This window comes from Streptomyces sp. NPDC057950, assembly GCF_042887295.1.
GTDB classification, from domain to species: domain Bacteria; phylum Actinomycetota; class Actinomycetes; order Streptomycetales; family Streptomycetaceae; genus Streptomyces; species Streptomyces kaempferi.
On record NZ_JBHVPP010000018.1, the window covers coordinates 55,149 to 75,311 of the forward strand.

General features: G+C 72.1%; 15 protein-coding genes. 9 read left to right on the plus strand and 6 right to left on the minus strand.

What is annotated here, in order from left to right; all coding sequences use genetic code 11:
- The first annotated feature begins 93 nt into the window (after positions 1-93).
- The 4 genes from ACFVTC_RS27615 to ACFVTC_RS27630 all read left to right on the plus strand — a co-directional run bounded on the left by ACFVTC_RS27615 (position 94) and on the right by ACFVTC_RS27630 (position 7,553).
- Positions 94-1,770, plus strand: coding sequence for a serine/threonine-protein kinase (locus ACFVTC_RS27615; RefSeq protein WP_390131208.1), 1,677 nt, complete (start codon positions 94-96; stop codon positions 1,768-1,770).
- A gap of 114 nt (positions 1,771-1,884) precedes the next feature.
- Complete coding sequence (locus ACFVTC_RS27620) at positions 1,885-3,768, plus strand: protein kinase (protein ID WP_390131209.1); 1,884 nt, start codon at positions 1,885-1,887, stop codon at positions 3,766-3,768.
- A gap of 246 nt (positions 3,769-4,014) precedes the next feature.
- On the plus strand, positions 4,015-5,652 hold the full coding sequence (locus tag ACFVTC_RS27625) for a succinic semialdehyde dehydrogenase (protein ID WP_390131210.1): 1,638 nt from the start codon (positions 4,015-4,017) through the stop codon (positions 5,650-5,652).
- Positions 5,653-5,720: 68 nt separating this feature from the next.
- A complete protein-coding gene (locus ACFVTC_RS27630) occupies positions 5,721-7,553 on the plus strand; it encodes a GMC oxidoreductase (protein WP_390131211.1) in 1,833 nt (610 codons plus the stop codon).
- A 226-nt stretch (positions 7,554-7,779) separates the two neighbouring features.
- Here ACFVTC_RS27630 and ACFVTC_RS27635 read toward each other — a convergent pair whose 3' ends face one another.
- Complete coding sequence (locus ACFVTC_RS27635; protein ID WP_390131212.1) at positions 7,780-8,790, minus strand: LPXTG cell wall anchor domain-containing protein; 1,011 nt, start codon at positions 8,788-8,790, stop codon at positions 7,780-7,782.
- Between the two features lie 214 nt (positions 8,791-9,004).
- Between ACFVTC_RS27635 and ACFVTC_RS27640 the strand changes: the two genes are divergently transcribed.
- Positions 9,005-10,207, plus strand: coding sequence for a hypothetical protein (locus tag ACFVTC_RS27640; protein WP_390131213.1), 1,203 nt, complete (start codon positions 9,005-9,007; stop codon positions 10,205-10,207).
- Positions 10,208-10,842: 635 nt separating this feature from the next.
- Here ACFVTC_RS27640 and ACFVTC_RS27645 read toward each other — a convergent pair.
- Complete coding sequence (locus ACFVTC_RS27645; RefSeq protein ID WP_168529742.1) at positions 10,843-11,136, minus strand: chorismate mutase; 294 nt, start codon at positions 11,134-11,136, stop codon at positions 10,843-10,845.
- A gap of 750 nt (positions 11,137-11,886) precedes the next feature.
- Between ACFVTC_RS27645 and guaA the strand changes: the two genes are divergently transcribed.
- Positions 11,887-13,467: a glutamine-hydrolyzing GMP synthase gene (guaA, locus tag ACFVTC_RS27650; RefSeq protein ID WP_390131214.1), complete on the plus strand. Its 1,581-nt coding sequence runs from the start codon at positions 11,887-11,889 to the stop codon at positions 13,465-13,467.
- A gap of 9 nt (positions 13,468-13,476) precedes the next feature.
- On the opposite strand, the gene ACFVTC_RS27655 is transcribed toward guaA, so the two are convergent.
- Positions 13,477-13,953, minus strand: a complete 477-nt coding sequence (locus ACFVTC_RS27655) for a pyridoxamine 5'-phosphate oxidase family protein (RefSeq protein ID WP_390131215.1) — start codon at positions 13,951-13,953, stop codon at positions 13,477-13,479.
- Positions 13,954-14,151: 198 nt separating this feature from the next.
- Between ACFVTC_RS27655 and ACFVTC_RS27660 the strand changes: the two genes are divergently transcribed.
- Entirely contained in the window at positions 14,152-14,946 is a 795-nt protein-coding gene (locus ACFVTC_RS27660; protein WP_390131216.1) for a class II aldolase/adducin family protein, read from the plus strand.
- Here the strand turns inward: ACFVTC_RS27660 and ACFVTC_RS27665 are convergent.
- On the minus strand, positions 14,939-15,832 hold the full coding sequence (locus ACFVTC_RS27665) for a DUF4429 domain-containing protein (protein ID WP_390131218.1): 894 nt from the start codon (positions 15,830-15,832) through the stop codon (positions 14,939-14,941). The two genes, ACFVTC_RS27660 and ACFVTC_RS27665, sit on opposite strands and share 8 nt — an antisense overlap.
- 257 nt (positions 15,833-16,089) lie before the next feature.
- On the opposite strand from ACFVTC_RS27665, the gene ACFVTC_RS27670 reads away from it, so the two are divergent.
- Complete coding sequence (locus tag ACFVTC_RS27670; protein ID WP_390131219.1) at positions 16,090-17,403, plus strand: hypothetical protein; 1,314 nt, start codon at positions 16,090-16,092, stop codon at positions 17,401-17,403.
- Between the two features lie 361 nt (positions 17,404-17,764).
- On the plus strand, positions 17,765-18,304 hold the full coding sequence (locus ACFVTC_RS27675) for a DoxX family protein (RefSeq protein ID WP_390131220.1): 540 nt from the start codon (positions 17,765-17,767) through the stop codon (positions 18,302-18,304).
- Positions 18,305-18,459: 155 nt separating this feature from the next.
- Here the strand turns inward: ACFVTC_RS27675 and ACFVTC_RS27680 are convergent, their stop codons facing one another.
- Together ACFVTC_RS27680 and ACFVTC_RS27685 are read right to left on the minus strand one after the other, a co-directional pair.
- Positions 18,460-18,720, minus strand: coding sequence for a hypothetical protein (locus ACFVTC_RS27680; RefSeq protein ID WP_390131221.1), 261 nt, complete (start codon positions 18,718-18,720; stop codon positions 18,460-18,462).
- Complete coding sequence (locus ACFVTC_RS27685; protein WP_390131222.1) at positions 18,707-20,077, minus strand: PspC domain-containing protein; 1,371 nt, start codon at positions 20,075-20,077, stop codon at positions 18,707-18,709. The genes ACFVTC_RS27680 and ACFVTC_RS27685 overlap by 14 nt, the downstream gene beginning before the upstream one ends.
- Between the last annotated feature and the right edge of the window lie 86 nt (positions 20,078-20,163).

The following is a 20,163-nucleotide window of genomic DNA, read 5'->3' on the forward strand; positions in this document are numbered from 1 at the left end:
CGACTGTTCTGACTGGTCTGACAAGGCCGGATAACAGCCACCGTGGAAGACGGATCCCGGAGGGCGTCCGTCCGGTGCGGCATGATGGGGCGTATGGGGACCGAGGGGGAGAACGTCCGCGTGATCGCCGGGCGTTACCGGCTGGAGGCCAGGATCGGGCGGGGCGGCATGGGTGTCGTCTGGCGGGCCACCGACCAACTGCTCAGCCGCCAGGTCGCGGTGAAGGAACTCCCCCTCGACGACTCGCTCTCCGCGGACGAGGCCCTCCAGCAACGCGATCGCACCCTGCGCGAGGCCCGCGCGGTCGCCCAGCTGCACCACCCGCACATCATCGTCGTGCACGACGTGGTGGAGGAGGCCGAACGCCCGTACATCGTGATGGAGTTGATCGACGGCGGCTCGCTCGCCGAGCGGATCTCCGCGGACGGCCCGGTCGACGCGCGCGAGGCGGCCCGGATCGGCATCGCCCTCCTCGGCGCGCTGCGCCGCGCGCACGACGCGGGGATCCTGCACCGTGACCTCAAGCCCGCGAACGTCCTGATGGAGGCGGGCACCGACCGGGTCGTCCTCACCGACTTCGGCATCGCCCAGGTCGCGGGGGCGACGACGCTCACCGAGAGCGGCTCCTTCGTGGGCTCGCCCGAATACACCGCCCCCGAGCGGATGTCCGGCGCCCGGACCGGCCCGGAGTCCGACCTGTGGTCGCTCGGCGCGCTGCTGTGCACGGTGCTGAGCGGCGAGTCGCCGTTCCGCCGCGACTCCCTGGGCGGCATCCTCCACGCCGTCGTCATGGACGAGATCAGGCCACCCGCCCAGGCCGCGCCCCTGCTCCCCGTCGTACGGGGGCTGCTGGAGCGCGATCCGGACCGGCGGCTCGACGCGGTGGAGGCGGAGCGGCTGCTGCGGGCGTTCCGGCAGACCGGCCGTACACCGCGCCCCGCGCCGCCCGGGTACTCGCCCACGCAGCGCGACGTACCGAAGCGCAGACCCGTGCCGCCGGACGCCGCGCCCCCGGTGCCAGCCGCCGGCCTGACCGCCACCGCCTTGCCGGAGCGCACCGCGAAGCGCTCCCCGCGGGGGCTGCTCGTCGCCGCGCTGGTCGCCGCGCTGGCGGGCGCGGGGGTGTCGGCGGCCGTGTTGCTGACGCACGACGGCCGGGACGGGAGCGGCGGGAGCGGCGGGGGCCGTACGCCGTCCACGTCGGCGAGTCCCGCGCCGGGGGCCTCGGTGAGCGCGTCGGCGTCCGGGGGCGGCCAGGCGTCCCCGGCGACTCCGCACCCCACGGTCACCGTCACCCGCGAGCGGACGCCGAGCGCCTCCGAGCGCACGGTGCCGTCCGGCTACCGGACCGTGCACGATCCCGACGGGTACGCGCTCGCCGTTCCCGACGGCTTCACCCGCGACCCGCAGGGCGAGCGGATCTTCTACATGTCGCCGGGGCAGACCTTCCGGATCGGCATCAAGGTGTCGGATCCCGTGGTGGGCGGCCCGCTCGTGGTGATGCGGAGCGCGGACGTCGACGGGCCGTCCACGAACCCGGGGTACCACGACGGCACGGTCACCCCCACCACGCACGCCGGACGGTCCGCCGCGCTGTGGGAGTTCACCTGGGAGGGCTTCACCGAGGCGGAGGGGCCGCGGCACACGTACGACCTCTGCTGGGAGGAGCGCGGCCGGATGTACGACGTGTGGGTCTCGGCGCCGGTCGGCAGGATGACGGAGGCCAAGAGGTACTTCGACGTGGCGGTGGGCACCTTCACCGCCACGTGAACCACGCGCAGGCGGTGCATAAGCGGCATTTGGGCGGTGCGTCGCGTCACGGGTCTGTGACCGGTACGCGACGGGTCTGGATGCCGGAGCGCGGGCCGCGATAGGGATGGACCCATGAGCAGTGACGGGGGAGTCCCGCAAGGCGCCGACGAGCCAACCAGTTTTGCACTGCAACCCCCGCGGCCGGTGGCGCCCGCGGTGCAGCAGAGCGTTCCCTACCCGGGCAATCCGTACGCCGAGCCGACCAGGGCCGCCCCGCGGACGCAGGCCGGTCCTCCACAGCATCCGCAGCCCGCACAGCCGCATCCACAGCCGGGGCATCCGCAGCATCCGCAGTCCGCACAAGCGCATCCGCAGTCCGCGCATCCGCAGTCCGCGCATCCGCAGTCCGCGCATCCGCAGTCCGGGCACCAAGGGGCCGCGCATCCGCCGTCCCGGCAGGGCTCTCCTCCGCGGGACCCCGGTACCGGGCGGCTCGTCGCGGGCCGTTACCGGCTGCTGGCGAAGCTGGGCCAGGGCGGCATGGGGACGGTCTGGCGGGCCCGGGACGAGACGGTGGACCGCGAGGTCGCCGTCAAGGAGCCCAGACTCCCGGACCACCTGCCCGAGCGTGAACGCGCCAACGCCTTCGAGCGGATGCGGCGTGAGGCGCGCGCCGCGGCCCGGCTCGACCACCCGGCGGTGGTGAACGTCCACGACGTCGCGGTCGTGGACGGACAGCCGTGGATCGTCATGGAGCTGGTGCGGGGCCGCTCACTGGGCGGCGCCCTCGAGGAGGGCACGCTCGGTGCGCGGGAGGCGGCACGGATCGGCCTGGAGGTGCTCGGCGCGCTGGACGCCGCGCACGCGGCGGGCATCCTGCACCGTGACGTCAAGCCCGACAACGTCCTGCTCGGCCCGCACGGCCGGGTGGTCCTCACCGATTTCGGCATCGCGCAGATCGAGGGCGAGACCAGCCTGACGGACACCGGCGGCTTCGTCGGCTCGCCCGAGTACATCGCGCCGGAACGGGTGCTGGGCCAGCGTCCGGGCCCGGCCTGCGACCTCTGGTCGCTCGGCGTCGTCCTCTACGCGGCCACGGAGGGCGTCTCGCCCTTCCGCCGCAGCAACACCCCGGCCACGCTGCAATCCGTGCTCAACTCCACCCCGGCGCCGCCCGCTTCGGCGAAGGGACCGCTGGCGGAGGCGATCAACGGGCTGCTGGACAAGGACCCGTCCCGCCGTCTCGGGGCCGACCGGGTGCGCCGGCTCCTGCAGGAGGCGGCCGAGCCGGCCGCCCCGGCGCCCACGCGGGTCGTGCGGGTGCCCGAGGACGGGGGGACCGGCGGGACGACGCGGAACGGCGGGACGGGACGGGACGGCGGGACGGGACGGAAGGGGGTCCGGATACCTCGCGCGGTCCTGCTCGGGCTGGGCGCGGCCGTCGTCGCGGCGGCCGTGACGGCGTACCTGGTGATCGCGAAACCGTTCGCGGGACCGCTGCCGGACGACTGGGGGAAGCACCACGAGAAGGACGTCACCGCGACGCTCGCGGTGCCCGCGGGCTACCAGAGATCGACGCCGGACCGGACGTCGGACAAGGGCCACTGGGTCACGTACACCGACTGGAGCGGCGGTATCTGGATCAGCCTCGGTGTGACCCGCAGGGCGGAGGCCACGTCCCCTCAGATGAAGGACTCCTCGGCCGCCCAGATGTACGCCGACAACGGCGACTTCAAGCAGAGCGGCGCGTACGCCCTCGACATGCCCGAGGGGCCGAGGACGACGCCGAGGCAGACCACGTTCCACGGCAGGCAGTCCGCGGAGAACACGGTCGTCTACACGACGAGCGACAGCCAGCACCCGCGCCCGCGCGAGCTCCGCATGTTCTATTACAAGTCGTCCGCGGGCGACATGTACAAGCTCACGATCAGCTATCCGGGCAAGGGCGACTTCACCGCCCGCGGCCGTGAGGTCGCGAGGGCGGCGATCGCGAACCTGGACATCGACAAGAGGTGAGAACCCGACGGCGGGCCGGGCGGGCCGGGCGGGCCCGGCGGCCCACGCGCCGCCGGGCCCGCCCCCGCCGCTGGGGCCGTCCCGTTGCCGAAAAGCCTCCTGATCGACTCCGAAGCGGGCCGACGCCCGAACAACGCCCTGATCAGCGCATTCGCTGCCAGTGCTCACTGGCATGGTGTGTGCACCCCGTGAAAGCGGGTTACCAACGGGTACCCAAAGCCCTCGCGCCGTCATACCCTGCGCTTCATGACGGACTCGCAGGCCCCGGAAATCATCGGTACGGACCAGCCGGAAAAGACCGGCACCAACCCCCTCGCCGCCGCGCCCGCGGGCGCCCGCACCGCTGCCGACGTGGTCACGCCCGAGCTGGTCGCGCAGCTCACCAAGGGCGTCGTCGGCTCCGGGCGCACGGCCAACCACACCCCGTTCACCGGCGAGAAGCTGGCCGACCTGCCCGAGTCCACCCCCGAGGACGTCGCCACGGCCTTCGAGCGGGCCCGCAAGGCGCAGACGGCCTGGGGCGCCACCCCGGTGCGGCAGCGCGCCGCCGTCCTGCTGCGCTTCCACGACCTGGTGCTCGCGCGGCAGGCCGAGGTGCTGGACCTCATCCAGCTGGAGACGGGCAAGGCCCGGCTGCACGCGCACGAGGAGGTGCAGGCCGTCGTCGTGGCCGCGCGTCACTACGGCCGCAGGGCCCCGGCGTACCTCCGTCCCAAGCGGCACGCCGGCGCGATGCCCACCCTCACCAAGGTCACCGAGCTGCGCCACCCGCGTGGCGTCGTCGGTCAGATCGCGCCCTGGAACTACCCGCTCGAACTCTCCGTCGGCGACGCGCTCCCCGCGTTCGTCGCGGGCAACGCGGTCGTCATGAAGCCCGACACCGAGACCTGCCTCACCGCGCTCTGGGCGCGCGATCTGCTGATCGAGGCGGGGCTGCCCGCCGAGGTCTTCCAGGTGGTCATCGGGGACGGTCCCGTCGTCGGACCCGAGATCGTCAAGCACGCCGACTACGTCTCCTTCACCGGGTCGACCCGCACCGGCCGTGAGGTCGCCCAGGGAGCCGCCGCCCGTCTCGTGGGCGTCTCCCTCGAACTCGGCGGCAAGAACGCCATGGTGGTCCTGGAGGACGCCGACATCGACAAGGCGGCCGCGGGCGCCGTCCGCGCCTGCTTCTCCTCCGCCGGCCAACTCTGCATCTCCATCGAGCGGTTGTACGTCCACGAGTCCGTCGCCGAGGTGTTCGCGGAGCGTTTCGCCGCCCGCACCAAGGCCATGCGGCTCGGTACCTCCCTCGCTTACGGGGCCGACATGGGCTCGCTGGTGGGGGAGCGGCAACTGGAGACCGTGACCCGGCACGTCGAGGAAGCGGTCGCGAAGGGGGCGAGGGTCCTCGCCGGAGGCGTCGCCCGTCCCGACATCGGCCCCTACTTCTACGAGCCCACCGTCCTCGACGGCGTCGAGGCACCCATGGCCGTCTGCAACGAGGAGACCTTCGGACCGGTGGTCTCGCTGTACCGCTTCAGGACGGAGGACGAGGTCGTCGAACTCGCCAACTCCACCGCGTACGGCCTCAACTCCTCGGTCTGGACGAAGGACGGGCGGCGCGGACGCGCGGTCGCGGCCCGGCTGCGCACCGGCACCGTGAACGTCAACGAGGGCTACGCGCCCGCGTACGGCAGCGTCCAGTCGCCCATGGGCGGCATGAAGGACTCGGGGCTCGGCCGGCGCCACGGCTCCGAGGGCATCCTCAAGTACACCGAGGCGCAGACCGTCGCCCAGCAGCGGCTGCTGCCGATGGCGCCGTCGCTCGGGATGGACGACGAGAAGTACGCGGCGTTCATGAGCCGGAGCCTGCGGGTCATGAAGGCGCTGCGGCTTCGCTAGAGCCGCGGCAATCACTGACCGAGGCGTCTTCGCACGTCCGCACCCGTTCTCGACGAGGAGAGCAGCACGTGTCACAGGAGAACTCCGTCCAGGAACAGCACGACGACTCCGCGCACGACGACGCGCACGACTCGGCGTACGACTACGACGTCCTCGTGGTCGGCTCCGGCTTCGGCGGTTCCGTCACGGCCCTGCGCCTGACGGAGAAGGGCTACCGCGTCGGAGTGCTGGAGGCCGGCCGTCGCTTCACCCGCGACACGCTGCCGAAGAACTCCTGGGACATCAGGAACTACCTCTGGGCCCCGCGGCTCGGAATGTACGGCATCCAGCGCATCCATCTGCTGGGCAACGTCATGGTGCTGGCCGGCGCGGGTGTCGGCGGCGGCTCGCTCAACTACGCCAACACCCTCTACGTACCGCCGAAGGCATTCTTCGACGACCCGCAGTGGAAGGACATCACGGACTGGCAGGAGGAGTTGGAGCCGTACTACGACCAGGCCCGGCGCATGCTGGGGGTGCGGCTCAACCCGACGATGACCCCGTCCGACGTCCACCTCAAGGCGGCCGCGCAGCGGATGGGCGTCGGCGACACCTTCCACATGGCGCCGGTCGGCGTCTTCTTCGGGGACGGGAAGGACGCGGACGGCACGGCCGAGGCCGCCCCCGGCGGCGAGGTCGCGGACCCCTACTTCGGCGGCGCCGGGCCCGGCCGCAAGGCGTGCACCGAGTGCGGTGAGTGCATGACCGGCTGTCGGCACGGCGCGAAGAACACCCTCAACGAGAACTATCTGTACCTGGCCGAGAAGGCGGGCGCGGTCGTGCACCCGATGACGACCGTCGTGTCCGTCACCGACGACTCGCGCGGCGGGTACGCCGTCGCCACCCTGCCCACGGACGGCAAACGCAAGGGCGCGGGCCGGATGTTCACGGCGCGCCGGATCGTGATCGCCGCCGGTACGTACGGCACGCAGACCCTGCTGCACCGGATGAAAGCGGGCGGCCAGCTGCCCCGCCTCTCGCCGAGGCTGGGTGAGCTGACCCGCACCAACTCGGAGGCGCTGGTGGGCGCGCAGACGGACAACCGCCGGTACCGCAGGGCCACCGGATCGCCGAAGGTCGACTTCACCCGGGGCGTCGCCATCACGTCCTCGATCCATCCCGACGAGAACACGCACATCGAACCGGTCCGCTACGGCAGGGGATCGAACTCGATGGGCAGCCTCTCCATCCTCCAGGTCCCTTACGCGGAGGGCTCGTCGAGGGCTCTGGGCTGGCTGGCCAACGCCGCGCGGCACCCATTGCTGGTGGCCCGTTCGCTCTCCAACCGGCACTGGTCCGAGCGGACCATCATCGGCCTGGTGATGCAGTCGCTCGACAACTCGCTGACCACGTATCTGAAGCCGAAGGGCGCCGGCAAGGGCCTGTTGACCGCCCGTCAGGGACACGGGGCGCCCAACCCCAAGCAGATCAGGGCGGCCTCGCAGGCCGCCTCCACCATCGCGGCCGAGATCAACGGCTTCGCCGGCAGCAACGTGGGCGAGCTGATGGGCACACCGCTCACCGCGCACTTCCTGGGCGGCTGCCCGATCGGCGCGAGTGCCGACGAGGGCGTGATCGACCCGTACCACCGGCTGTACGGCCATCCGGGCATCTCGGTGGTCGACGGTGCCGCCGTCTCCGCGAACCTGGGCGTCAACCCGTCGCTCACCATCACGGCCCAGGCCGAGCGGGCGATGTCGTACTGGCCCAACAAGGGGGAGACGGACCCGCGTCCGGCGCCGGGCGCCGCGTACGAACGGCTGAAGCCGGTCGAGCCCCTTCGGCCCGCCGTTCCCGGGGACGCCTTCGGCGCGCTGCGGCTGCCGTTCCTCGGGATGCCGACGGTGCCGCCGAAGAAGTAGGGCGGAGCCGGTCCCCGGTCACGGGAGGAAGCGGCGAGGGCGGGCGGGCGCGGGAAGGCGCCGGCCGGCCCGGGAACGCGAAGAGGGACCTGTGCCCCCCTCCGAGCTCAGGTCCCTCTTCTTGCGCTGTACGGGCTCCTGTAGCGGGTTCCCGTACGTGTCCTGCTGTCCTGCCACTACTGCTCCGAGGCGTGCCGCCTACGCGGTCCGTCCCAGGCGTACCGCCTTACGCGGCCGCGCCACCCGACTTGCGACGACGCACCGTGAACACCGCGCCGGCACCCGCGACGACGGCGATGCCGCCCACGAGGGCGATCGTCGGCAGGGCGGACGAGGAACCGGTCGAGGCGAGGCTGCCGGTGGCCGGGATCTCGTCGGCGCCACCCTGCGGCTTCGTGCCGCCGGACGGCTTGCCGCCCTTGCCCGGCTTGGGCTCGCCCGGGTTCTCGTTGCTGCTGCCGGGCGCGAGGACGGTGAGCTCGTACAACGCGAAGGCGCTGTGGACGCAGTCCTTCTCCTGGTCGACGTAACCGCCCAGGCCGAGGGCGTAGCCGTCACCGGCCGGAGCCTTCGAGCTGATGTTGACGCGCAGCTTGATGGCGACCGTCTGCTTGCCGCCCAGCGTGGTCTCACCGAAGTAGACGCCGCTGCCGACCTCGTCCGCGATGGACTCCCACGACTTGCTCGTGGGGTTGAAGTACTCGAGCTGGGCGAACGTGCTCAGCCAGTCGTTCTCGTCGTCGCTGTCGGAGTAGTTGTCGACCGTGGCGAGCCACTGGACCTGACCGAGGTCCTGGTCGCTGTGGTTGGCGGCGGTGAGCGTGAAGTTGTGCCAGCCACTGCCCGCGACGATCTTGCCCGGCAGTCCGGAGACGGCCAGCGACAGCTGGGAGCCGGCGTCCACACCGTCGTCGTCGACGGGGCAGTCCTCCGTCGGCCACGCCGTCGGCTCCGCCGACTGCGAGGGAGTGGCCGACGCGGTCGGCTTGCCGGACGCGGTGGCGGTGGCGCTCGCACTGGTGCTCGGAGCCGGAGCGGAATCGCTCGCGGACGCGGTGGCGCTCGGCGCGGGAGCGGAGTCGCTCGGCGACGCGGACGCCGGCTCGCTGGTGGATTCGGACACCGTCGTGCTCGGGGAGGGGCCGTCGTCCGCGAACGCACCCGGCGCCGAAAGCAGCGCCAGTGGAGCTATGGCTGCCGTCGCGGCCGCGACGGCCATGACACGGCGAAGCTTCATGAAGACCTCGGAAAGTCCGGTGTACCGCGATGCCGCGGTACGCGTATGGGTGAGGCCTCCGCGTGTGGGGCGCGGGTGTGGCCGTTGGTTCACCAGATGTGACCCGTGGACCCTGTGAACGGTTGTGCGGTCTTTCACAGAATTCTTATGTGTGCTGGGTCACATGCGGGTACGACTTGTGGACACCCGTTCCATCCACTTAGAACTGACCCTCGTGTCTGAGAAGAAGCCCGAAAGGGCAGGTGAGCCCGAGCGGTCGGAGGAGTCCTCCGTTCCCGACGAGGTGTGGGAGCGGTTCATCCGCGATTCCGAGCGGGACATCCGGGCCTCGGCGCCGAAGGAGCCGTCGGCCCGCGCTCGCATGGTGACCGAACGGCTGCGGCAACGGGATGCCCGGGGTGCCGAACCGGAGGGGTGGCGGACCGGGCCCGCCTGGCAGGAGATGCGCAAGGCGGAGGGCCGCACGACCCGCGGCCGACGGCTGTGGGCGGTCATCGGCGTCCCCCTCGCGGCGGTCGTGGCGCTGGTGGCCGTACGGCCGTCGCTGCTGCCCGGCGATCCCTTCGGCACCTCCTCCGGCAGCTCGTCGTCATCCGGCAGCGCGTCGTCCGACGCCACCGAGGCCGCCCGCGAACTCCCCGCCGAGACCGCGGCCCCGACCGCCGCGCCCTCGGAGGCCGCGCCCGGCACACCCACCCTCGAGCGGCCGTTCGCCGGATCGCCCGCCGAGCGGTACGCCGACGGCGCCGCCGGCATCGTCGTGCCGGACGCGAAACCGGTCGGCCCGCTCACCAAGGAGCAGGTCGCGCGGGCGCTGCGGCAGACCAAGGCGCTGCTCGTCGGCGCGAACATCGACCGGAAGACGCTGCTCGGCGGCCGTCCGACGAGCGCGCTCGCCCTTCTCGACCCCAAGCAGCCGAAGATGCTCGACGACGTGAACAGCTGGTTGCGCAAACCGGATGTGAAACACGATCCGCTCTGGCTCTTCAGCCGGTTCGACCCGCACGAGGTACGGCTCGTCGGGGACGTGGTCAAGACCCGCGGCCGTATGACGTTCAAGGCCGGCACCCGCGCGTCCGTCGTCATCCACGCCGACTACACCTTCGTCTACCCACTGGCCCAGGCGGACCAGAAGTCGACCGAGGTGTCCCGCACCATCGTGCGCCGCGTCCTCGACATCGAGGTCTCCGATCCGAGGAAGTACCAGGTCACCCCGGGCAGGCTGGCGCTCCTCGGGTACGACGAGAACCTCTCCAACTCCGCCTGTTTCGTCTACGACGGCTTCCTGCACCCGCAGTTCGCCTCGGCCGCCCCGAACGACGCGACGCCCAGCGGGCCCGCCGTCGATCCGTACGACCGGAGCCGGGAGCTTCCGCGCTCCGGCGGAGTGTCCTGCGGATCGGTCTCCAGGACCTGATCCGCGGGGACACGCGTACGCACATGCGAAGGGCCCCGCGGGACGGAAGCCGCGGGGCCCTTCTGCGTCAGCACCGACGCCAGGGCGGCGCCGGTGCCTGGGGCGCGGCGCCGGAGGGGGTGCGCCGCGGGTCGGGGAGTGAGGTCGTTCGTCCACGGGGACATGGACATGTGGTTGGAGCCGGAGCCGGAGCCGGGATCGGGGCGGGAGCGGGGCGGGAGCGGGGCGGGAGCGGGGACCTTGGGACATGTGGGGGTGAGGAGCTTCTTCGGGTGGGGTCCGTCGAAGTGACCCGGCTGCGCGGGCCGGTCGGACGATTGCGCCGGCCGGCTCCGGGCGTCCCCGGAGCCGGCCGTTCTCTCGAGTGACCGGGCCGCTGTCCCCTGCCGTCCGGTCACACCCCTGGGGCGAGGTCCCACGACGCACGGCACGATCCGTACGTCTCAGCGCCCCAGCGGAGCCACGCGTGGTTGTTTCGGGCCCGCCCCTGGCTGGCACGGACACCGGGACCAACGAAGCCCGCCGGGCCCCGGTCACGCGCCGTACGGGTGAGACGGCATGCGTACGTGCGTACGCGGCGTGACGGGGCGCGTGCGACGGACGGGGCGCACCGGACCGCGGCCGCCGCGCGGGACTCAGATGCGGCCGCGGCACAGCTCCAGCAGGGTCATGGCCAGCGACGTGCCCGGCTTGCCCAGCGCGTCCCGGTAGCGGCCGAGGACCTCCATCTCGCGGGAGAGGTTCACGCGCCGGCCACCGGACTCGATCCGGGCCTTCTGGATCACCGCGGACACGGCCATGCGTTCCTGGACGAGGCCGATGATCCGGTCGTCGAGGGCGTCGACGCGGTCACGGGCGTCGGTGATCACGCCGGCGGCGTCGTCGGTACGGGCGCCGGTCTTGTCGAGTACGTCGGCTGCGTCGGCCATGGTGGGCTCCTTCTGTTCGGTGGAAGGGGAGCCCCGGAGCGACCGGGCCCGGAGACGGCAGACGCCCCGGGCCTTGTCGGCCCGGGGCGCCTGGGGAGTCGCTTGTCAGTTGCTCAAGCAGCACGACCATGGCAGCCGGTGGGCCGGTTGCCATAGGTAAACGCGAAGGTGTGATGCGTGAGCATGCGACCAGTATGCCCGCGCGTCCGGCACGGGCCAAGCGGGTTCGGATACTGAGACGTCGCGCGCCCCCGCCGCCCCTGCCCGACCTATCCCGTCCCTGAGGGCTCCGCCCCCAGACCCCCGCCATCGCCCGAAGGGCTCGTCCTCGAACGCCGGACGGGCTCGATAGCACGGGCCCGCACCATCAGCCCGTCCGGTGTTCGGGGACAAGGTCCTCGAGGTCGGACGGCCGGTATGCGGGCGCGGCCCATCGGCCCGTCCGGTGTTCGAGGACAAGGCACTCAAGGCCGGACGGCCGGTATGCGGGCGCGGCTCATCGGCCCGTGCGGCGTTTGGGGACAAGGCACTCAAGGCCGGACGGCCGGTATGCGGGCGCGGCCCAACGGCCCGTGCGGCGTTCGGGGACAAGGCCCGTGAGGCCGGACAGGGGTCTGGGGGCGGAGCCCCCCAGGTACGGGATGGGACGGGCAGGGGCGGCGGGGGCGAAATCAGCGGGACGGCACCCCCACGCACACCCCCGGTAGACTCGACACCCGACACCCCCTGCTCACCGCCGGAAGGCAAACCGTGCCAGAAGCGTCCCCCGCCGCCCCCGACACCGTCCTGGTCGTCGACTTCGGTGCGCAGTACGCCCAGCTCATCGCCCGTCGCGTCCGCGAGGCCCGGGTCTACAGCGAGATCGTGCCGAGCACCATGCCGGTCCAGGAGATGCTCGCCAAGAACCCGGCGGCGATCATCCTCTCCGGAGGCCCCTCGTCGGTGTACGCCGAGAGCGCCCCCCGCCTCGATCGCGAGCTCTTCGAGGCCGGTGTCCCCGTCTTCGGCATGTGCTACGGCTTCCAGCTGATGGCGACGGCCCTCGGTGGCACCGTGGACAACACGGGCGCCCGCGAGTACGGCCGTACGCCCCTGCATGTCTCGAAGTCGGGCTCCACCCTGTTCGAGGGCACCCCGGACGAGCAGTCGGTGTGGATGTCGCACGGCGACGCGTGCAGCGCCGCGCCCGAGGGCTTCACGGTGACGGCCTCCACGGACGTCGTCCCGGTCGCGGCTTTCGAGAACGACGAGAAGAAGCTGTACGGCGTCCAGTACCACCCCGAGGTCATGCACTCCACGCACGGCCAGCAGGTGCTGGAGCACTTCCTGTACCGCGGCGCCGGCCTCGAGCCGGACTGGACGACCGGCAACGTCATCGAGGAGCAGGTCGCCCTCATCCGCGAGCAGGTCGGCACCAAGCGCGCCATCTGCGGTCTGTCCGGCGGGGTGGACTCGGCCGTCGCCGCCGCGCTCGTGCAGAAGGCCATCGGCTCCCAGCTGACCTGCGTGTACGTCGACCACGGTCTGATGCGCAAGGGCGAGACGGAGCAGGTCGAGAAGGACTTCGTGGCCGCGACCGGCGTACAGCTGAAGGTCGTGGACGCGCAGGAGCGGTTCCTCGACGCGCTCAAGGGTGTCTCGGACCCCGAGGAGAAGCGGAAGATCATCGGCCGGGAGTTCATCCGGGTCTTCGAGCAGGCCCAGGCGGACATCATCGCCGAGGCCGCGGAGGGCGAGGACGTCGCCTTCCTGGTGCAGGGCACCCTCTACCCGGACGTGGTCGAGTCCGGCGGCGGCACCGGCACCGCCAACATCAAGTCCCACCACAACGTGGGCGGCCTCCCCGAGGACCTCGAGTTCGAGCTCGTCGAGCCGCTGCGCAAGCTGTTCAAGGACGAGGTCCGGATGGTCGGGCAGGAGCTCGGCCTGCCGGACGAGATCGTCCAGCGCCAGCCCTTCCCGGGTCCCGGCCTCGGCATCCGTATCGTCGGCGAGGTCACCAAGGACCGCCTCGACCTGCTGCGCGAAGCCGACGCCATCGCCCGCGAGGAGCTGACGGCGGCCGGCCTCGACCGTGACATCTGGCAGTGCCCGGTGGTCCTGCTCGCCGACGTCCGCAGCGTGGGCGTCCAGGGTGACGGCCGTACGTACGGCCACCCGATCGTGCTCCGCCCGGTGTCGAGCGAGGACGCGATGACGGCCGACTGGTCGCGCCTGCCGTACGACGTCCTCGCCAAGATCTCGACCCGGATCACGAACGAGGTCGCCGACGTCAACCGCGTCGTCCTCGACGTGACGAGCAAGCCCCCGGGCACGATCGAGTGGGAGTAGCCCCTCCCGTCAGGTCCGTTTGAGAGTCCGCACCGGCTCTCCGGGCTTCCAGACCTGGACGACCAGATACGTGTCGTCCTCGACGAAGGTCCGTACGACCTCCGTCAGCTCGGTGCGGAAGAGGTGGAACGGCTCCGGCGGTTCCACCTCTTTCACGTAGGCCCGTTTCGCGTCGCCGTCGGTGACCTCCACCGCCCGTCCGCTGATCCGTACGTCGCCCCCGCCCATCGCGGTGCCCGGCCCCGGGTTCGCCTGGAGCGTGAAGCGCGGGTCGCGGCGCAGGTCGAGTGCCTTGAGCGAGTCCGGCATCATGCCGAGCCACAGCTCGCCGAGCAGGAAGCGCGTCTCGATGCCGCTGGTGCGGGGTGCGCCGTCCTTGCGGAGGGTCGCGAGGACATGGTGGGTGAACGCTCCGAAACGCTCCTCGGCCGGCCCGGCGAGGTCGGGTGCGCAGACGGTGAAGGCGGCCCAGTTCGTACGACTCATGCAAGGAGTCTCGCGCCGATACCCGACATCCGCTGTCGGGTATGGGGGAGGTTCTCCGCTGCCACGAACCGGCCGCACGGCTCCCCATGACGCTCCCGCGTAACGGTTGCGCACTCTCTTCACCGAACGGCCCTGTTCTCCTACGGCGCCCGGAGGTAACTTCCGGTCCGTATCGGACACGCCAGTGCTGGAGGACATATGCAAGGGCCCACGCCGCCCCTGCCCCTACCGACCGACCAGCTCCAGTTCGCCATGCCGCCGATGTACGACTCGCCGGACGACGAGCGACGCCACCGCAAGGAGCGGCTGGCCGGAGCGCTACGGATCTTCGGGCGGCTCGGATTCGAGGACGGGGTCTCCGGCCACATCACCGCGCGCGACCCGGAGTACAGCGACTGCTTCTGGGTGAACCCCTTCGGGATGCCCTTCAAGCACGTCACCGTGAGCGACCTGGTCATGGCCAACCAGGACGGGCAGGTGGTCGAGGGCCGCTACCACGTGAACCAGGCGGCGTTCACCGTGCACGCCCAGGTCCACGCCGCCCGCCCCGACGTCGTCGCCGTCGCCCACTGCCACTCGGTGCACGGCCGCGCGCTCTCCGCCCTCGGTGACCTCCTCGACCCGATCAGCCAGGAGAGCTGTGCCTTCTACGAGGACCACGCGCTCTACGACTCCTACAGCGGGGTCGCCGTGGACACCGAGGAGGGCCGCCGGATCGCCGGCGCGCTCGGTACCCACAAGGCACTGGTGCTGCGCAACCACGGACTGCTCACCGTCGGCGACTCGGTGGACGCGGCGGCCTGGTGGTTCCTGTCGATGGAACGCTCCAGCCAGGTCCAGCTCACCGCGCAGGCCGCAGGACGCCCGGTCCTCATCGACCACAAGCAGGCGGTCGCGACCCGCGAGCAGCTCGGGGGCGACCTGGTGGCGTGGATCAACTACCAGCCCCTGTGGCAGGACATCAGCAGGAGCGAGCCGGATCTCCTCAGCTGAAGCCCTTCAGGACCGCCGCCTTCGTCGCCGCGAACTCCTCGTCCGTGAGCACTCCGTCCCGGTGCAGCTCGCCCAGCTCACGCAGCCGGCGCAGGAGGACGTCGTGATGATCGGCCTGGGCCGGTACCCGCGCGACGGCGGACGGCTGCGGAGGCCGGTCGGTGAACTCGCCGGCCCGGACCGACGGATGGGGCAGACGGGCGGTCACCGCGGCGGCGACGAGAGCCGTGAGCAGGTCACGGCGTGCGCTGCCCCACAGGTCGAGAGCGAACGGATCCTTTTCGGGCGGCAGTTTGGAGAACGCGGTCTCGCGCGTGACGAAGCGCAGGAACCCGTCCTCGTAACCGGAGTTGGGCAGCCATTCCACCTGCACCAGGTCACCGACGGCGATGATCCGCGGGCCCGTCGCGCGCTTGACCCGGTCGGAGGTGTCCGCCCAGTCGATACGTACCCGCGCGCCGTCGAAGGAGACCGTGCCGTCGCTGGACCGCACGGAGACGGGGACCGGCGGCCCCGCGAGCAGATAGCTCTTCGCCGGTTCCTTGGGGACCTGGTCCAGGAGCAGCGCGCGGCGGATCTCCTCGGCGACGTACTCGGCGACCCCGGAGCGGTCGACGTCGACCGACAGCCGGTACGGATCGGCCGCGTCCGGAAGCCGTCCCCCGGTCGCCTGGAGCAGCGGATCGGCTCCTTCGCGCAGCCTCAGGCGCAGCCGGCCGCGCTTGCGTTCCGGTTCGTGGACGATGCCGGAGACCGCTTCCAGGGGAACCGTGATCTCCCCGTACGTCTGCCGGAACAGGGGCACGGAACGGTGCAGCCCCGGCGTGATCCTGACCGTGCTGCCGTCGAAGGCCCAGGTCCCGTCGCGCTGGATGATCTCGGCCATGGGGGAATTCTCGCAGCCGGGTCAACACGGGGTCGGGCACTTCACCCGCGCTGACCGGACCTGCCGGACGCGGACGCTGTTGCGTACGGCACAATTCGCTGTCATCGCGGGGCAGTTGTAAGGCAGTTGTACGGAAGTCAGGCGTGCGGGGGCGTACGGAGACGTAGGACCCCGTGCGAGGACGTACGCAGGCGTACGCAGACGTACGAGGATCTGGCCGCACGGGGGTTCCCGGTGCGGGGAAGGCGGCAACGGGCGTGGCGGTGCAGGAGGCGAGACACGGCGCGGAGCGCGGTGCGGGGCGCGGTGGCGGGCTCGGTGCCGGGCAGGGCGCGCATGGTGGCGGCTGCACCTGCGGGGACTGCCCGCACGGGGCGCGTGAGGGGCACCGGCGGGCCGTCGCCGCGTTCCTCGCCAAGCGCGACGAGCTGGCGTCGGGACGGGGACTGCCGGCCGGCGTCGCCCACTCGGCGTCCGCGACCCGGCAGTGGGTGTCCGACGAACTCACCCAGTCCGCGGACCTCGTCGCGGAACGCGGGCGCGTCGACGGCGAGGCCTGGCTGGGACGACTGTGGCGGCGTACGGCGTTCGCGGTGTGGGGAACCGTCGTGGCGCTGCTGCTGGTGCAGGCGCTCACCGCGATCGGCGCGGGGTGGTCGGCGGCGCGGACGGCGGGGCTGGTCGCCGCCGTCGTGGTGGCCGGCCTGCTGACCGGCGCGGGCTATCTGCACCGGGCGCGCGGCGGTGCCCTCGCGCCGGTCATCGGCGAGGACAACCGTCTCTCCACCTCGCGTGCGATGGCCGCCGGGTGGGTGCTGTTCGTGGTGTACGCGGTGCTCGTCCTGGTGGGCCAGCTGGCGGCGGCCTCCGCCCACGGCCGGCGGGACGACCTGATCGCCGGGCTCGAGCTCGCCCGGGGCGCCGGTGTCGTGACCGTCGTCGCGGTGGTGTGCGGGATCGCGGTGCTGGTACGCCGCGTGGTGGGCGTGCGGGTCCTCGGGCAACGGCTGCAGAAGGTACGGGCCGACCGGCCGCGTGCCGCCGACCTCCTCACCGACGACTCGGGCAAGGGCGGCTTCGCCGACATCCAGTACGTCGTCATCGGCGCCGTCGCGCTGGTCTTCGCCGCGGTACGGCTGGCCCGGCGGCCGGAACAGCTGCCCGACCTGCCCTGGGGCCTGGCGGTGCTCGTCCTGGTCTCGGCCGCGACCTACCTCTCCGGCAAGTACGCCGAGGGCGGCCGGCCCGTGATCCTCTCCGTCGTGCGCTCCCGCGAGGCCGGTGACCTCGACGCCCCGATCCGCACCGGGGACGACATCGAGATCCGGGGGGCCGGTTTCGTCCCTCCGGGCGCGCAGACCGCGGACCGGCTCTCCCGCATGGTCGTCCGGATCGGCGCGGTCCATGTGCACGTACCGCTGGTCCCGGTGCCGGGCGGCTTCAGCAATCCCACGGACGCCGTGCTCACCGTGCCGGTACCGGTCGACGTGGAGCCGGGACGGGTGGAGGTCCAGGTGGTGACCGCGGCCGGTGTGGAGACCAACCGCTGTGTGATCGACGTGACGGACTGACGGACTGACGGACCGACGGATTGACGGACTTACGGACCGACGGATTGATGACGGACTGCGGGGCTGGCGGACTGGCGGGCTGCGGGACGAGCGGGGACGAGCGGGGACGAAGGTCCCGGACTGAGGAGTTGCGGGCCGGGACGCGTGATACCGGTGTGCCTGCCGGGCCGGGTCACCGGTTCGGCGGTGGGGGGCGGAAGGGGAATCCCCGCCCGGCCGGCCCGGCACTTTGCGGCCGTAAGGCGGCCGAGAGGTGCCTCCGGGCAAGAAAACCGCTCCCGGGCATTGAGCGGGGACCCGCTCTCGTACGTATGGTCTGTTGAGGGGTCAACGGAATACGGGTGAGAGGCGGCGGAGAGCGATGACTCACGGTATGCGGACGGATACCCAGAGCTCCTATGTCGACGGCGGCGGGAGGGACGGGTGGCGCGAGACGGCCACGCGCTACGCCCTGTTGCCCCTGCGTGTCTTCCTCGGCATCACCTTCATCTACGCGGGGATCGACAAGCTCACCAACAGTGCCTTCCTCTCCGACTCCGGCGCGGGCTCGATCGGGGCCATGATGCACGGGGTGCGTGCCTCCTCGGCGATCCCGGCCCTGGTCGACCTCGCGCTGAAGAGCCCCGTCGGCTTCGGCTACGCCATCGCCCTCGGTGAACTGGCCGTCGGCATCGGCACCCTCATCGGACTGCTGGCCCGCCTCGCGGCGTTCGGCGGCGCGCTGATCTCCCTCAGCCTGTGGCTGACGGTCAGCTGGGCCTCCGACCCGTATTACTACGGCAACGATCTCGCCTACCTGATGGCCTGGCTGCCCCTGGTCCTCGCGGGCGCCTCGGTCTTCTCGCTCGACGCGGCCTGGCGCGCGCGACGCAGGCAACGGGCCGGGGAGTACCGCTACTAGGTCGAGTCGCGAAAGTCCCGTCCGCCTCGGGACGCCCGGCGCGCCGAGAGCACGCGCCAGACGCCGCGAGGCCCGTCCTCAGGGCGGACGACGGGACTTTCCGACCTCGGGCGTGTTCCCGCCGCTGTCGGCTCAGTCGTCGTGCCCCGGCCCGGTCAGCCCGGCACGTTCGAGCCCCGGGGGCCTCTGCTCGCCGCCCCCGCGGCCGCCCGCCGTGAGCCCGCCCGCCGTCGCCGTACGCCGTGGGTCAGGAGCGCCACCGCTCCGGCCAGGCAGAGGCCGCCGGTGAGGAGGGGGATGATCACGAACCACGGTGTGTCCCACCAGCCGCCCGCGTCACCGGCGTACACGACGCCCGCGGTGGTCAGGAAGAAGCCCGCGACCAGCTTTCCCGGCTGGAACTCATGACGTGCCACGGGTCACCTCCGCCTGGCCGACACCGACATGCAGGTCGAGATCGAGGGTTCCGCCGTGCCCGGTGCCGGCCGCGGGGGCCAGCGTCACCTGCCTGGACTTGCCGGGCTCCACGTCCACGTCCTTCTTGCCGTCGCCCGGCAACTGGATGTCCCCGAGCCCCACGTCGATGTTCAGCCTCACGGTCGCGTCCGTCGGGACCACCACCTCGAGGCGGCCCGCCCCCACCTCCGCGCGCGCCGTCACCGTCTGTCCCCTGGCGAGGTCGAGCCGGCTCAGGTCGAGCGTGCCCACGCCGGAGCCGAGTTCGTAGTTCCTCTGTACGTCGGCGACGGCGGCCGGTGTCCAGTCGGTCCGCTTCCAGTCGGTGCCGATGTCCTTCGGCAGGGCCACCGAGCCGGCCAGCAGGGCCGCCGTGACCACGGCGAGGAAGAGCGAGCCCGCGCCCGTACGCCCGACGAACGCGCTGAGCGCGATGCCCAGACCGAAGACGACGAGCGCGCAGGACAGACCGATCTGCAGGCTCGGACCGAGCGGCCGGTCGTGCCACGTCAGGCCCGAGCCGAGGCCACCCGCGACGAGCGCGAGCAGGAACACCCGGCCGCCGATCCCGCGCGGCCCGCGTGGCCGCGGCTCCCGCGTCGCGCGCGCGTTCGGGCCGGGCGTCCCGCGGGCCATGTCGACCGCGGCCGCGACATCCCGGTCCCGGGCGTCCTGCGGGCCCCAGAGATAGCCCGTGCCGCCGACGTGCGAACCGTCCTTGACGATCGGGTCACGCCACCAGGAAGGGTAGGAGGCGGGGACGGGCGGGGCCTGCGCCTCGGGCGGGGCGTCCGCCACCGCCTGGGCGGCGAGCGGGTCCGGATCGGGGGCGCCGCGCTGCTGCGACCAGTACCCCGCGCCCGCGAGAAGCAGGGTGAGGACCACGGCGAAGGTGAGCACCCCGCCGTTGTCGAGCATGGACAGGAAGACCCCGCAGCCGACCAGGGCGAAGAGCACGGCCGTCAGAGCGTGGCCGTCGACGCGACCGGTGAGGAGCTTGCGCACCTCGTTCTCGTCCTCGTCGTCGTACGGGACGAACAGCCAGAAGAAGCCGTACAGGATGAGACCGATGCCGCCGGTCGCCGAGAGCACCGCGAGCACGATCCGGAAGATCACCGGGTCCATGTCGCACTGCCGCCCGAGCCCCGCGCACACTCCGCCCAGCATCCTGTGCCGCCGGTCGCGCCGGAACCTGTGCGGGGCTTCGGGCGCCACCACGTCGTCGTGCGCGCGCGGCTCACCGCCCGATGCGCTGCCCGGTGGCGGGACGCCGGAGCCGCGGGGCGGCTCCGCCGCCGCGCGCTGCTGATCTGTCATGTGTCCATGGTGACGGGCGGGAAGGCCCGGCGGGAGTCGGGACGACCCTGGCCGAACCCTGATATCGGCCCCGACGGGTGCGCGGG